At 38.0% G+C, this 15,303-nt stretch carries 9 protein-coding genes; 2 read left to right on the top strand and 7 right to left on the bottom strand.

The genetic code is table 11. The features are described from left to right. Nucleotides 1-88 precede the first annotated feature (88 nt). Together KO529_RS08820 and KO529_RS08815 are read right to left on the bottom strand one after the other, a co-directional pair. Nucleotides 89-787, bottom strand: a complete 699-nt coding sequence (locus KO529_RS08820; RefSeq protein WP_215947549.1) for a TIGR04282 family arsenosugar biosynthesis glycosyltransferase — start codon at nucleotides 785-787, stop codon at nucleotides 89-91. A gap of 232 nt (nucleotides 788-1,019) precedes the next feature. After that, nucleotides 1,020-3,299, bottom strand: a complete 2,280-nt coding sequence (locus KO529_RS08815; RefSeq protein ID WP_215947548.1) for an Ig-like domain-containing protein — start codon at nucleotides 3,297-3,299, stop codon at nucleotides 1,020-1,022. 939 nt (nucleotides 3,300-4,238) lie between these two features. Here KO529_RS08815 and KO529_RS08810 point away from each other — a divergent pair. Beyond that, nucleotides 4,239-5,399 (top strand): iron-containing alcohol dehydrogenase, encoded by a 1,161-nt coding sequence (locus KO529_RS08810; RefSeq protein WP_215947547.1) that lies wholly within the window; start codon nucleotides 4,239-4,241, stop codon nucleotides 5,397-5,399. Between the two features lie 121 nt (nucleotides 5,400-5,520). Here the strand turns inward: KO529_RS08810 and KO529_RS08805 are convergent, their stop codons facing one another. From KO529_RS08805 to KO529_RS08785, 5 genes are all read right to left on the bottom strand, one after another. Then, nucleotides 5,521-6,027, bottom strand: coding sequence for an OmpH family outer membrane protein (locus KO529_RS08805; protein ID WP_215947546.1), 507 nt, complete (start codon nucleotides 6,025-6,027; stop codon nucleotides 5,521-5,523). Between the two features lie 275 nt (nucleotides 6,028-6,302). Further along, nucleotides 6,303-7,154, bottom strand: a complete 852-nt coding sequence (locus tag KO529_RS08800; RefSeq protein WP_215947545.1) for a class I SAM-dependent methyltransferase — start codon at nucleotides 7,152-7,154, stop codon at nucleotides 6,303-6,305. Nucleotides 7,155-7,796: 642 nt separating this feature from the next. Further along, the gene (gene mnmG, locus KO529_RS08795; RefSeq protein WP_215947544.1) at nucleotides 7,797-9,665 is read right to left on the bottom strand and encodes a tRNA uridine-5-carboxymethylaminomethyl(34) synthesis enzyme MnmG; all 1,869 of its coding nucleotides are present in this window, start codon (nucleotides 9,663-9,665) and stop codon (nucleotides 7,797-7,799) included. Between the two features lie 6 nt (nucleotides 9,666-9,671). Further along, nucleotides 9,672-10,091 (bottom strand): rRNA maturation RNase YbeY, encoded by a 420-nt coding sequence (gene ybeY, locus KO529_RS08790; protein ID WP_215947543.1) that lies wholly within the window; start codon nucleotides 10,089-10,091, stop codon nucleotides 9,672-9,674. Continuing rightward, nucleotides 10,084-13,527: a hypothetical protein gene (locus KO529_RS08785; protein ID WP_215947542.1), complete on the bottom strand. Its 3,444-nt coding sequence runs from the start codon at nucleotides 13,525-13,527 to the stop codon at nucleotides 10,084-10,086. Before KO529_RS08785 ends, ybeY begins: the two co-directional genes overlap by 8 nt. Nucleotides 13,528-13,637: 110 nt before the next feature. On the opposite strand from KO529_RS08785, the gene gltX reads away from it, so the two are divergent. After that, nucleotides 13,638-15,149: a glutamate--tRNA ligase gene (gene gltX / locus KO529_RS08780; protein ID WP_215947541.1), complete on the top strand. Its 1,512-nt coding sequence runs from the start codon at nucleotides 13,638-13,640 to the stop codon at nucleotides 15,147-15,149. Nucleotides 15,150-15,303: the final 154 nt, after the last annotated feature.

The raw sequence follows: 15,303 nt of genomic DNA, 5'->3' as shown, positions 1-15,303 counted from the left end.
AAGTAACAATACAAATGTAGAGTCCCGTTATATAAATTATGAACGATAAGGTCGAAAGTGATTTGGAAATTGATTTCCTTAACCAATACTAGTTAATGAAGTGGAAAGGGGAGCCCTTATTAAAATAAGTGCTGTTAAGTCTAAAGCTTAATGGAATATAAGCCTGAAGAATAATTTTTTGGGTCGATGTAACTAATGAAAGGATTATTTGAAAGATCTTTCCTCTACTATTATTTAGTCCTTTTAGAATCCTCTTTAAATCTGCATTAGTATCCAAGTCCAACAAGACTCGAAGTTGAATTACACGTACGTTGGAAGATTCAATTACCGTTGTTATTTTTTTGGCAAGTGTATTGGTTTTCCAAGGCAATTCAACAAAAGCCTTGGTATCAAACTGAGATTTATGTAGTCCCATTAAATAAAATCCCCCGTCACTTGATGGTCCCAAAACAAACTTATTTGCACTCAGGTTTCCCGAAGCTTTCACGATATCGGAAACCTTTAATTGGGGGGTATCGTTGCCTATGGTAATGACATTATCAAATCCCTTATCGAAAATGGATTTGATGGCATTTACAAACCTCTCTCCAAAAGAGTTTCCGTATTGCTCCTTTTCGGTTAGAAGAAAATAAGGAAGTCCTGTTTTTTTTGCAGTACTTATTGCATGTTCCGTTAACCCTTGAAATAATACACTACCCTTGGGGATGGCCTTATGTTTCAATTCCTCCTCGGAAGAATTGGCAAACACCAAAATTGCAGTTGTAAATATTTTTAAGGTTTCGGGCATTGCTCTTGTTATTTCATAAACATACAATAAAATCCTAGAATTGCTTGGTCGATTGCCGAACCATTTCATTACAAGAATTGGCCATAACAATATCTGTTTATTGCAAATTAAACTAATTGGTTGGTTATCCTGAGGAAGGGACTCTGCATATTGCAATACAGAAGTACTGAAATCAAAAAAAAAATCAGCTTCAAATTGAAGCTGATTTTATAAGTTAACTTATGTCTATTTTTTACTCCCGTACTATGGGAATAGTCTGTTTTGAAACTGAAGAAACAAGTGTCAAGTAATAAACTCCTGGTATTTGTCTTCCCAAATTGGAAAGTTGCAAGTCAACATCGGTTTGTGATTGCGATGTTGTAAACTCTCCCTGTTCCAATTGAATACCAATCGCATTGGTCACATAATAGGTATATTCTCCTGAAGTACCTGCAGGTAATTTAAGACTAATTCTGCCATCACTTTTAACAGGGTTAGGATAGGCAATAGTTTTAGCTGTAAGCCCAGAGCTAGCAGCTATTGAAAAATTAATTGTTGTATTGGCAATAATACTTCCAGAGCCATTACTGCCCGAATATGCAACAGCTTTCAAACTATAGGATCCGTTGGGCAGGTTAGCAGAAACGTAATCGCCATTTGTATCACCAAATAAAGCATAAGGCGCGGCAGATTCTGTCCAGCTTCTAGACAATGCACCCGAAAGGGTAAAGACAACACTTTGAGTATTTGTTGGTGCATTAGCCCTAACATTAACCCCTTGGGCATCATTTGAGCTCAGGGAGGTACCGTTGGAAAGCGGACCAATACTTGCATTAGAGGAGGCATTGATTAAATTAAAGCTTATAGCAGAAGGTGTGGGTGTTGGATTGGTGGGTGTTGTTGGTGTCCCTGAACCCGCTACTATAACTATTGTACTCGAAGCTGTAGCTCCAGAATTATCTGTTACAATTACTTTTATCTCATGATTACCGGCTGAAATACCAACAATTGGATGCGGTGTATAATTGGACCCATCCGTATCTACCAATATACCATCTACATAAATTTGATATTTAACAATACTTCCATCCGTATCGCTAGCATTTACTCCAACAGAAACGGTGCTTCCTATTGCTACTTGTTGACCATTGCTTAAGTTGGAAAAGTTAACTATTGGATTATTACTACCTCCAGTTGGTGGGGTCGGAGGGGTAGGTGAACCACTTCCAACAGTAATGTTTGCTGTTGTAGAAGTACTAGTGCCACTGTTATCTGTAACAGTAGCCTTTATTGAATAACTTCCTGAACTTGTCAAGGCAAGCGGATGAGGCGTGTAAGATGTTCCGTCTGTATCTACCAATACATTGTTCACAAAAATTTCATGTTTGGATATACTGCCATCTGTATCATTTGCATTTAGTCCTATGGCCAAAGTTCCTCCAACTGAAAAATTCTGTCCGTTACTGAAATTGGTAAAATTAACAGTTGGCGGATTATTGCCTGTAGGCGGGGTAGGAACTGGAGGAGGTGTTGTGCTACCACCTACGGTGAAGTTAACCGTTGCCGAAGTACTTGCACCACTGTTATCTGTAACCGTGGCTTTTACGGCATAGCTTCCTGCTGTTAACTGGCTAAGCAAATAGGGCGAGTAACTTGCCCCATCCGTATCTACTAGGGTGTTATTCACAAAAATTTGATACTTGGAAATACTTCCATCAGAATCATTTGCAGATAACCCAACGGTTACCGAACTGCCAATAGCAAAGTTCTGACCATTGGTAATATTGGAAAAACTAACGGTTGGGGGAACATTATTAGCTGGAGGTGTTGGGGGGGTAGGAGTTGTTGGAGGGGTAGAACCTCCACTACAATTCGTCTGAGCAGTGGATAAGTTTTGGGCACTGGATGCAGAATAGCTACTCTCTTTGTACAGAACCATTCTATCAATGGTATGTCCGGAAGATCTTCCGGATACTTGAATAGTATAAATACCTGCTTGGTTAAAATCCGCATAAATCTCATGATAATCTCCATCACTGGTTCGAGTAACCCAACTCCAGTTTACGGTATTGGTGTAAACTTTTAAATAGCCTCCGGAAGTGGAACCATTGGCTACAGGAGATTTACCTGAACCTCCGGGATACACCCTATGTGATCCCTTCTTACCATAAAAATCGGATCCATTAATCTTCAACCAGGAATCATTGTGTTCGCTAGAAGGGTTTTGGCTTGCAATGATGCTTATCTTACTTCTCCAAATAAACCTATATGATCCTGGGGAATTAATTTTAATCGCATAGGTAATTAAAGATCCCCCTGGTGTATGAAAGGCATTCCCACCCCTATAGGTCAATGCTGAACCAGCTGAAGCACCAGTAACCGATTCCTTTTGCCAGCTACCCGCCAATTTTGATTCCATTTCCAAAATGGCAATCCCATTTCTTTCTTCAAAATCGACACCTGTACACTGGGCGTAGGCCTGATAGAAAAAAATAATGTTAATTAATAAAAATAGAGTAATTTTTGTTTTCATAATTCATAAATGTTTGTGGGGTTAATATTGAATAATTTGTTAAAAAATCCTACTAAAACGTAAACGCTTCAGTAAGTACCTGAAAGCCAAATCAAAGCAAAAAACTCGCTTCAACATTGCTCTTAAAAAAATGTTAAGGGGGATTGGACGCGAAAATACGATGAACCTACCGAAATATCAGGTAATACGACAAAATTTAACATAAATTTCATAGCGCAAACCAAATTGTCAGATAATTACTTCAATTAGCAAGCTTTTTATGCTAAAAACCTACCCTATAATTATATTTAAGAACAACTCAACGGTCTACTCATTCAATACAGGCCATTAAAAAACATCAAATTATAATATCACCTTAGTACATCAACAAATAAAACCTGAACAATATTGAATCGATTATTTAAACCCACACATATTTCAATTCAGATGATAATATTTCCAAAAGCATACTTACTATAGATTTGACAAACTCAATAGCCAAATGAACTTTCAATTTTCCATTGAATTTATCAACGGTACTTCCCACTTACACAAAAGCCTTAATAAATCGGTTAAGGACAGAAAAAGGTCGGCTGATAATGGTTGAATTGTTGATGACCGACTCCTCAGTTTAAAGAAAATTAAAATTAATGGGGCACCAAACACCAAAGGAGGGTTTCCTAAGGCGGTTCCAATTGATATTTATGGCTTAATCAATTGAAAAATATAGGCCTGGACTTACCTATTTTGCAATTATTGAACAAATGGATTCTTTACCCATAAACCTTGATCATCTTAAGCAATTTTTGGAAAATGAAATTCAACATTCCGTTTTTGTAAAGAACCTAAAGTCCTTAATCTTATAGTTTTGTTAAAGTCAATCAAAAAGTGAATGAACATTCATTTTCTTGTATCTTTGCATTCTATTTAAATAAATGTTAAACATTATACGCTATCAATATGAATAATTTCAAATATAAAAATCCGACTAAAATCTTGTTCGGAAAAGGACAAATAGAAAATTTGACCGAAGAGATTCCCACCAATGCCAAAATATTAATGCTATATGGGGGAGGAAGCATTAAAAAAAATGGTGTTTACGACCAGGTAAAAAAAACATTGCAAAATTTTGAGGTGATCGAATTTGGGGGTATTCCCGCAAATCCGGAATATGAAACTCTATTGCGTGCCCTGCAGTTAATAAAATCCGAGAATATTACTTTTATGCTTGCGGTAGGTGGCGGTTCTGTTATAGATGGCACCAAATTTTTATCCGCAGCTGCACTTTATAAAGGTGACACTCCTTGGGATCTATTAACACAAAAAACACCAACATTGGAAGGTCTACCTTTTGGAACTGTCCTGACCTTACCTGCAACCGGTTCTGAAATGAATTCAGGAGCGGTGATTACCAGGGCAGAAACCAAGGAAAAGTTGGCCATGGGCGGACCTGGATTGTTCCCTGTATTTTCCATTCTAGATCCACAAGTAATAGCCTCAATTCCAGAGCGCCAATTAGCAAATGGAATAGCAGATGCCTTTACCCATGTACTGGAGCAATATATGACCTATCCCATAGGAGCCTCGCTTCAAGATCGCATGGCAGAGAGTGTTTTACAGACCTTGATAGAGGTGGCACCCATTATAATTAAAAATCCCAAGGATTATACAGCGGCATCCAATTTCATGTGGAGCTGCACCATGGCCCTTAACGGTCTATTGCCCTTGGGTGTACCTACCGACTGGGCAGTGCATGCCATTGGGCATGAATTAACGGCGCTCTACGGTATAGATCATGCCAGAACTTTGGCCGTGATTGCCCCAAGTCATTATCGCTATAATTTTGACGGTAAAAAGGAAAAATTGGCCCAATATGCAGAGCGAGTTTGGAATATCACAGAAGGAACTTTGGAGGAAAAAGCCAATTTGGGTATTGAAAAAACGGAGTCCTTTTTTCATGAATTGGGAATAAAAACCAAGCTTTCCGATTATACGAAGGAATTTGATGGAAGCGCAAAAGTCATTTCAAATAGATTTACAGATAGAGGTTGGTTGGGCCTAGGTGAGCATAAAGCTCTGTCCCCCTCCGATGTAGCTAAAATTGTAGAAATGGCTTATTAGGCCTTAGGAAACAAAAATAATTAGGTACTAAGCACATTCTAGCTGGAATAAAAAACCCTTCGGAATTAATTCCGAAGGGTTTTTTATGAAATATAGTCCTTAAGGACAATTGAATGATATATTACTTCTTGTAGTTATCGTTCAATATTTTAACGATGGCGTCGGTAACGTTATGTGCCTCTTTACCGTAAAGAACACTACCCCCGTCTCCTCCGGTCAGAATAAAGGAATAGCCATTTGATTCCCCATAAGCTTTGATTTCCTTTTTTACCCTAGATACCAAGCTATCCATCTCCGTTTGACCCTGCATCTGCAATTGCTGCTCTTCCTGTTGCAACTGTTGACCTATAAACTGACTACGTTGTTGCAACTGACCATACTCTTCTTGCGCCTTGGCTTGTGCCATTTTTTGAGCCTTAGCCTGGAATGCTTGGGCCTCCACTTGAAAAGCTTGGGAAATGCTATCCCTCTTTTTACCAAAAGTTTCAGTTCTCGTTTTAAATTTAGCTTCAATATCAATTTTCTCTTGATAAGTATCCATCAACTTTACATTATCAACGAAAGCTATCTTTTCTTGTTGGCAAGATATTGTTCCGATAAACACCAGCGCCAAAACTAATTTTTTCATTTTCTCTTTAATTTAAATTTGGGCAAAAATAGAAAAGGTTTTTTAGAATAAGTCAAAAATTGTTGTCAAACATTATAACACAAGATTTTAGGTGAACACCTCCCTTGATCTTAGAATAGTGAACTCGAAAACCATTTTTTATTATCTATAAACAAAACCTATATCACATTACATACTTATAAATATTGTCTATCATAAATGAAGCGGTCAATAAGACTATCAGCGCCTTTCTAAAAAAGGCAATACTAGGCGAAGGCAACACGGGTTAAACCTGCTCAGAACCTCTTAAAACCAGTATTAGGCCTTTTAATTATATATATCAGGGAAGAATACTCTTTGGACTTAAATGCAAACAAATTAGACTTAAATCCAGACCAAAGCGCCTTTACAAAATTCTGTCTCCCCGTCTTATACTTTTCAGAAAGCAGAGAAACATAAAAAGCATCAAACATCATTGGCTTAATATTTACCACTTTCATACCATGATTCCCAAAGATCCTCTGAACACTATTTCTAGAAAAATGCCAAAGGTGTCTCGGTACATCGAACGCTGCCCAAAATTGTTTGTAGTAAGCCGCATCATAAGATTTGAAATTAGGAACAGCAACAATAAGCGTTCCCGAATCAGATAGGAGTCCTACCAACTTGCTAATCTGTTCATCCAGATTTGGCAAATGCTCCAAAACATGCCAAAGGGTTATAACATCAAATTTCTGACCCGCAGGAAGAGAGTTCATATCCTCCAATAGCTCTACACCTTTTTCCTTTGCTTTAAGCCTTGCCAATTCATTGGGTTCAACCCCTGTAACTTCCCAGCCACATTTCTTAGCTACGGCCAAAAAATCACCAGTACCTGCTCCTACATCAAGCAATGTTTTTTCAACAGAAACATAGCAATCAATAAGTGAAAGCTTACTTTTTAGATTATAACCCTTTACTGTTTGATAAATTTTATCCACCAAGGATTTCTTAGAATCCGTATGGGAAATATAATCTTCACTTTCATAATATTTCTCAAGATTTTCCGGTTGAGGTTCAGTAACCAACATATCCAGCACAGGATCATGCAATAGTTTAAACGACTCACCTGTGAGTGTATGGTCCTTGGTTTCTAAATAAAATTTCATGGTTTTGATAAGCGAATAATTACAATTTTCATAAACTACGAAGATACTTTAAAACAGTAGTCCATGAAAGTGAAATCATAGGAAGATTTTAGTTTTAATGACTGCCCTACCCTAGTCCGAAAAACATGATAAGACTCTAAATTATAAGTAACCTCCAAATTCAACCAATCTATATTTATCAGTTAAATAAAATTGCAAATAATTACAGAATAATTCTAACCGATTAAAATTCCCATGATCTAAAAAAACAATCTCATATTTAATCTTCTCCATTAATTTAAAGCTAACTTGAAGTCAGAATTTAATTTTAATACATAGAAAATAATACACCATAAGATCAAAATCAATAAAAATTCACAAATCCTCATGCGCTATTTTATTCCACAAATAAGAACTAGGCAGCCCAAGAATCCGCATAACAAGGCTTTGAATTATTAAGCACAAAATTCCTTTGCCCGTTTAAAAATCTATGAAACTTTGTAACCCGACTACAACATAAACCAGGAAATAAAAAAGGTGTTTGCCTAAATCAATCGGCAAACACCTTCTCTCTAAATCCAAAATTCGAAGCTTTAAAATAGTCCTAAAGCAGACTGTACATTACAAATGTTCCACGTGGAACATTTAGATTCCAGTAGAAATTTATCGGCCCATATAGACCAGTAAAACGCTTATATCGCTAGGAGAAACTCCACTAATTCTAGAGGCTTGGGATATAGTAACTGGCTGTATTGCCTTCAGCTTTTCCCGAGCCTCATAGGAAAGTGATTTTAACTTACTATAATCAAACCCCTTTGGAATTTTGATATTTTCCAGTCGCTGCAATTTATCCGCATTGTTCTTTTCCTTGGCAATATACCCAGAATATTTAACCTGAATTTCTGCCTGTTCCAGTACCTCCCTATCCAAATTGTTATCTGAAACAAATTCAGAAACGCCTTCCAATTGCATCATGTGCTCCATGGTTACTTTGGGTCTTGAAAACACTTTAAACATCTTATCCGGTTGCTTTACAGTTGACGAATCCAACTCCTCTAAAATAGGATTAATCTCTTCTGGCTTAAAACTGGTTTCCCTAAAAAATTCTACAAAAGCAGTTGATTTACGCTCCTTCTCCTCCATCTTTTCCAACCTATCCTTCTTAGCCAATCCCATTTCAAAACTTCTAGGTGTAAGTCTTAAATCAGCATTATCCTGTCGCAAAAGCGTCCTATATTCTGCCCTAGAAGTAAACATACGATATGGCTCCTCCGTACCCTTTGTAATAAGATCATCTACCAATACCCCAATGTAAGCTTCATCCCTATTCAGTATAAAAGCCTCCTTTTCATTTATTTTTAAATGAGCATTTATCCCAGCCATTAATCCTTGGGAAGCAGCCTCCTCATACCCTGTAGTTCCATTAATTTGACCTGCAAAATAAAGATTCTCAATAAGCTTGGTTTCTAAGGTATGCTTCAATTGTGTTGGTGGAAAATAATCATATTCGATGGCATATCCAGGCCTAAAGAATTTTACATTCTCAAACCCTTTTACAGATTTTAAAGCTTTATACTGAACATCCTCAGGAAGCGAAGTTGAAAAACCATTTACATAAACCTCTACCGTATTCCAGCCCTCAGGTTCAACAAAAAGCTGATGACTATCCTTATCTGCAAACCTATTGATCTTATCTTCAATAGAGGGACAATATCTTGGCCCCAAACTCTTAATCCTACCGTTGAACATCGGAGAACGATCAAAACCTTCCCGTAGTAAATCGTGTACCAAAAGACTTGTATGGGTCATATAACAATCCCGTTGATGGGACAATGCCTTGGTATCGGAATAGGAAAATTTTTCAGGGATTAGATCACCAGGTTGCGGAATCATAACCGAATAATCCAAAGATCTCCCGTCCACCCTAGGGGGTGTTCCAGTCTTCATTCTTCCACTTTCAAATCCTAACTCCACCAATTGTTCAGTAATTCCAGTTGCTGCTTTTTCCCCGGCTCTACCACCACCAAATTGTTTGTCTCCTATATGAATTAAGCCATTCAAGAAAGTACCATTAGTAAGAACAACGGACTTGGACCTAATGTCAATTCCTAAAGAGGTCTTCACCCCAACAGCACGACCATTTTCTACTAAAAGACCAGAAACCATTTCCTGATAAAAATCAACATTTGGAGTATTCTCCAAGGCCATACGCCATTCCTCAGCAAACCGCATTCTGTCATTTTGAGTCCTAGGACTCCACATGGCTGGACCTTTGCTTTTATTAAGCATTTTAAACTGTATGGCACTCTTGTCGCTAACAATACCACTATATCCGCCAAGAGCATCTATCTCCCGAACAATTTGTCCCTTAGCAATTCCACCCATGGCAGGATTACAAGACATCTGTCCAATAGTCTGCAAGTTCATAGTAACCAACAAGGTTTTAGAACCCAAATTGGCGGCAGCAGCAGCAGCTTCCGCTCCAGCATGACCTGCACCAACCACTATAACATCATATTCCTTTTCAAACATAACTTTTCAATGTTCCACGTGGAACAATTTAATTTTTTCGTCTTCCTTTAACCTCATTTGCGAGGCCTCCTCTTCACTCTTGTCACCAAACCCTATAAGATGCAACACCCCATGAGCCATGACTCGTTTTAATTCAGTATCAAAATCAACACCATACTCAGAAGCATTATCCCTGACACGTTCAACAGAAATAAAGATGTCACCTGCTATTCCATTACTATCCTCATAAGGAAAAGTAATAATATCAGTATAGGTGTCATGATTAAGATAGTCTTGGTTTATCTTTAGAAGATATTCATCATCGCAAAAAATAAAATCCAATTGACTATAACTTTCGTCCTCAGAAAGCACTATCCTACTAATCCAATCGGCAAACTTGGTTTCAGCATCTATGCTAAAATCCGTCTCATAGTGAAAATCAATCATCAATTTTAAAATATTCCTTAACCCTTATCTGAAAATTTTGCTGCAAAGGTAATGCTTGTCTATTTAAAATCTCCACATCATTGCGATAATTATCTAATATTGAGGGCCTAGTAAGAATAGGGTTCTCAAAGGAATCATAACTATTGTTGCTTTCCCTTTCCTTGGTCTTCCCCTGCTTCATGGCCGCATTGTCCAATTTCAACATTTCACGATTAATGTTGTTCATCTTATTCACTGTTTGCTGGGTAACCCCATTTCTCAATAAATCGTTCTGAAAATCCTCCATTTGTTGAACCAATTTTTCTCCTAACCTACGATCGTCACTATTAATAAGATTCTTCAATTGACTCTCCAATTGTTCACGTATATATTGTTGTTCCTTGTAAATTTCATAGATTTCCTTCAATTCCTCCTCACTAGGTCCGCTTTGGTTACCTCCTGGGCCACCTTGGGTTCCCATTCCATCTCCACCGGATTTAGAACCACCAGATCCTTTACCCTTTCCATCCTCACCTTTACTGCCTTCCTCACCACCTTGACCATCACCATCACTACCCTTACTACCATCCTTTCCCTGCTTTTCCCCACTCCCTTTACCTTCCTTACCTTCACCTTGACTACCTCCTTCTTTTCCCTTCTTACCCATTTCCCCCATTTTCTCACCTAACTTTTCCTGTCCCATAATAATATCGGGCAATTGAAAGCCTTCTCCCTGCCCCTTCCCAGAACTTGGACTCATGCTTTCTTGCAAATTTTCCAGGACATTGGCCAAAAACTCACTAAGGCTATTAGAAGCGTTCAGAACATACTTTTGATAAGAAGCACCTTGATACATTTCACTTTCTGCCATACTCTCCAAGGCCTTATCCAAATTATAATACACTTCGGTAATTTGCTCATTAACAAATTCAGAAAGTTCCGCCTGCCTCAAGGATAGAGCAAACAAACTATCGTCCACATGCCCAAACAATTCCCTTAATTCCTGCTGCTTTTTAATACTAGCGGTATTTACAGAACCGGACATTTCAGATTGACCCAAGCTCTTATACAATCCCTCCTGCTTAAAAGAGAAAGTAATTAAATTATCCAACAATTGCCTTAACATCTCAGCATCCTCAGCAGTAGAAGAAACACCTCCACCACCGGAAGCAGCAGACATCAAATCTTCAGAAAGTTCTTTCATTTTTTTGGCAGCAGACTTTTGTTTGGATTTAACCTTATCAGAAGAGGACTTATCGCCACTAGACTGTTTGGAAAGCTCCTCCATAGCATCCTTTTGATCCTTCTTTACCTCTTCCACCTTGCCCATATCCACCTTTAAATCCATAGGTTTCCTTAAACGAGCAATATCCTTCGTCAATTCCTCCACCTCCTTACTAATTTCTTCAAATTTGGAACTTAAACTATCCTGTTTCCTTTGCTCCAATTCCAATCCCAAATCCTTCTCAACCAAAGCTTTCTGCTCCTTGGACAACCTATCCAATTCATCACCCAACTGTTCTGCCTTCTGTTGCACATAATACCTCTTGGTGAGTTCTAACAACTGTTCCAAATTACGATCTGCATTCCTCTGCTTTTTTCCAAGCTCTTCCAACCGTTTGGCCAATTCATCTTTGTCCAATTTTTCCGCCAACTTATTCAACTCCTCTAATAACTTTTCATTCTTCCTCGCCTCCAGTTCCTGCCTTTCCAACCTCTCCTCCAACAACTTTTTCAATTTAGTATCTTCTTCAGCCTTCTTAAGATTATCCTTCAATTGACCACTAAATTTCTTCATTAAATCCTCCTGGATCTCCTGCTGCTTTAGGAAATCTTTAATGCGATTCTGATCTGAAAAGCTTAGCACACTATTTTCCCTTTCCTGCCTGTTAATCTCCTTTAAGCTCTTCTGTTGCTCTTTTGACATTTCCAAAGACCTATCCAAATTTTTTAAAATTGATTTTTGGAAGTCCAACTCCCTCTCTTTCAACTGATTAGCATTTAACAAGGAGGAACTAAACACCTGACTTTTAGTGACTTTACCCTGGTGGATAGCGTCATTATCCTCTACTTCAAAATAGAAATCATAAGTCTTACCTTCCACCAAATCCAAGCCCGAAGGAAAGGTGTAATAAAACTTATTATAATTGGTATTAGGGTTGGACAGGACCAAAACCCTTTTATTATCCTGCCCTTTATTATAATAAACCAACCTCACAGTTCTCAATTGGTAATCATCCGTTGCCTCCCCTACGTAATAGGACAAATTAGGATTTAAGGAATCCAGAACCTGATCTACCCGTACACTGGGATAAGCATCCCTGACCACCGTGAAGCGATATCCCAAACTCTCGTAGTTATCAATGTTAGCATTGGAAATAGACAATTCATAATCTAAATCGGAAAAAATACGTTTATCAAAACTAAACGTATCCCCCGCCCTATCAAAATTCTCAACACTATCCCCCACATGAAAAAGTACCTCATCGGTCGTTCTAGTCTTCATCCTCCAAGAAACACGTGTACCTTCAGGAAAAACAGCATTGCCAGTACTTCTTATCACTTCATCATTCTTTTTGGTATATTCAGGATAATCCAGAATCATATCAAAATCTACTATACTAGGAGCAGCGAGTACATTTAAAAAATACTCCCTAGACCTAAAACCATTCGCCACAAAATAAAATGCAGTACTCTCCAAGGGCGGCGTAAATACATATTGGTAAAACCCATCCTTAACCTGCAGGAGAAACTCTTCGCCATTAACTACTATAGACACACCTTCGGGCTTGATACGTCCTTCTGTAGTCACTGAAACCATTAAAGACTCGCCCTCCAGAACATCCAAATTAGAAGAAAGAAGTTTAAATGTAAAAGGTGCCGGCGGTTCATAGGCAAGATCATAGTTAACCACTCTTTTATAGGAACTGAAATACGAAACTACATCACCAGAAACCCAGATTATACCAAAAACAAAAAGAGGAAGCAATAAATATTTGGCGTATCCTATATTATCTTTAAGATCAATAGCCTTAACAAAAGGAACTACACTCAAATCCGTGGATCGCTGTTGTATACTTGCCAACAACAACTCAGACTTAGAATTACTATCCGCCAAATCCAAAAGGTTAAAAAGCTTATCGTCCACCTCAGGAAAATGCCTTCCAATTAGAAGCGAAGCCTCCTTATTACTTAAACCTCGTTTCCATCTTAATAAGAAGGATAATGGAGTGATAATAAATTTCCAAACAAGGTACAATTCAACCCCGACAAACAGCACCAAAAGCACCAACCTCCCAACGGAATTCAACCACAAAAAATATTCTATTCCCAATATTACCAAAAAGAAAAGCACTCCAAAGGCCAAAAAAAGAAGCACACCCTTAAGCAACATCTTGGTATAGAACTTTGCAATAAAGGCATTAAGCTTTTCTAAAATATTACTATAATTATCCAAAATAGATCATTTTATAACCAAGGTACAAAAAAGCCACCTAGTCCCAAAGGACCTTAAACCGAATCCCCAAATAGAACGCTTTATGTATCTTTGCGCAAAAATAATACTTCATGACCAAAAAAGTAAGAGTTCGCTTTGCTCCCAGTCCAACAGGACCTTTACATATTGGCGGTGTTAGAACCGCTTTATTCAATTATTTATTCGCCAAAAAGCATAAAGGCGACTTTATTCTAAGAATTGAGGACACAGACCAAAATCGTTATGTTGAAGGGGCAGAACAATATATTATAGATGCCTTAAATTGGTGTAATATACCTTACGATGAAGGCCCGGGTAAAGATGGTGGATACGGGCCCTACAGACAAAGCGATAGAAAAGATCTATATAAAAAATATGCCGATATTCTTATTGAAAAAGGCCATGCCTATTACGCCTTCGATACCAGCGAAAAATTGGATTTTCACAGAAAGGACCATGAAGAAAAAGGTAAAACATTTATATACAATTATCACAACAGACTAAAGCTTTCCAACTCTTTGGCCCTGAGCCCAGAGGAAACAAATGCAAAAATACAAGCTGGGGAAGATTATGTTATACGCTTTAAAACACCTCAAGATGCCGAATTACATTTAACCGATATAATAAGGGGCGATATTAAAATAGATACCAATACATTGGACGATAAGGTATTGTTTAAGAGTGATGGCATGCCCACCTACCATTTGGCCAATATTGTAGATGACCATTTAATGGACATTACACATGTTATTCGCGGTGAAGAATGGTTGCCATCTTTGGCACTCCACCAGCAACTATACGATGCCTTTGGATGGGAAGCGCCCCAATTTGCCCATTTACCTCTAATAATGAAACCTGTGGGCAAAGGAAAACTTAGCAAACGTGATGGGGAGAAAATGGGTTTTCCCGTTTTTCCACTTACATGGAACGATTCTGTCGGATACAGAGAGGCAGGGTATTTTTCGGAAGCCGTCACCAACTTCTTGGCCTTATTGGGCTGGAATCCCGGTACGGAACAGGAGATATTCTCCCTTGAGGAACTAGTTTCCGCCTTCAGCTTGGAAAGAGTAAACAAATCGGGAGCACGCTTTGACCCAGACAAAACCAAATGGTATAATCAGCACTACATGCAAACCCAGGACGATGCTGATCTAGCCAATGCATTTATGTTGAACCTTAGAAATAAGGAATTGAATTTGCCTGAGGACAAGAATAACGCAGACTATGTAAAGCAAGTAGTTTCCTTGATTAAGGAACGCGCTACTTTTGTTAACGATTTTTGGGAATTGGGAAACTACTTCTTTTTGGCTCCCACTCAATATGATGAAAAAGCCGTTAAAAAGCAGTGGAAAGAAGATACCGCTGCCATTATGACCCAATTGCTATCCCTATTGGAAGGTACATATAACTTTGAATCGGAAAATCTTGAAACCCAAGTAAAACAATGGATTTCTGAAAATGACCTATCCTTTGGAAAAGTGATGCCACCACTACGCTTGGTTATTGTTGGTGAAATGAAGGGGCCACATATTTTCGACATTATGGCCCTAATAGGAAAAACGGATTGTATTAATAGAATTAAAACGGCCATAGCAGCGCTTTAAAATAGCGAGTTTAGTAGACTGCCCAATATCTATTTAGTAAATAAGTAGAGCACTATTTTAGTGTATATCATCAGATTTGTAACATATTTACCAAAATTGTCACATATCTACAAAGTCTTTTGTAAATTCATTAGCTAATCTTAAACACTAAATC

It is taken from the genome of Arenibacter algicola, assembly GCF_018860365.1.
Lineage (GTDB): Bacteria > Bacteroidota > Bacteroidia > Flavobacteriales > Flavobacteriaceae > Arenibacter > Arenibacter algicola_B.
Note: the sequence above shows the minus strand (reverse complement) of the source record. Positions and strands in the feature narration are given on the sequence as shown.

Coding starts and splice junctions, on each gene's coding strand:
- gltX (WP_215947541.1), top strand. CDS start 13,638: ATGACCAAAAAAGTAAGAGTTCGCTTTGCTCCCAGTCCAACAGGACCT.
- KO529_RS08800 (WP_215947545.1), bottom strand. CDS start 7,154: ATGAAATTTTATTTAGAAACCAAGGACCATACACTCACAGGTGAGTCG.
- KO529_RS08820 (WP_215947549.1), bottom strand. CDS start 787: ATGCCCGAAACCTTAAAAATATTTACAACTGCAATTTTGGTGTTTGCC.
- ybeY (WP_215947543.1), bottom strand. CDS start 10,091: ATGATTGATTTTCACTATGAGACGGATTTTAGCATAGATGCTGAAACC.
- KO529_RS08815 (WP_215947548.1), bottom strand. CDS start 3,299: ATGAAAACAAAAATTACTCTATTTTTATTAATTAACATTATTTTTTTC.
- mnmG (WP_215947544.1), bottom strand. CDS start 9,665: ATGTTTGAAAAGGAATATGATGTTATAGTGGTTGGTGCAGGTCATGCT.
- KO529_RS08810 (WP_215947547.1), top strand. CDS start 4,239: ATGAATAATTTCAAATATAAAAATCCGACTAAAATCTTGTTCGGAAAA.
- KO529_RS08805 (WP_215947546.1), bottom strand. CDS start 6,027: ATGAAAAAATTAGTTTTGGCGCTGGTGTTTATCGGAACAATATCTTGC.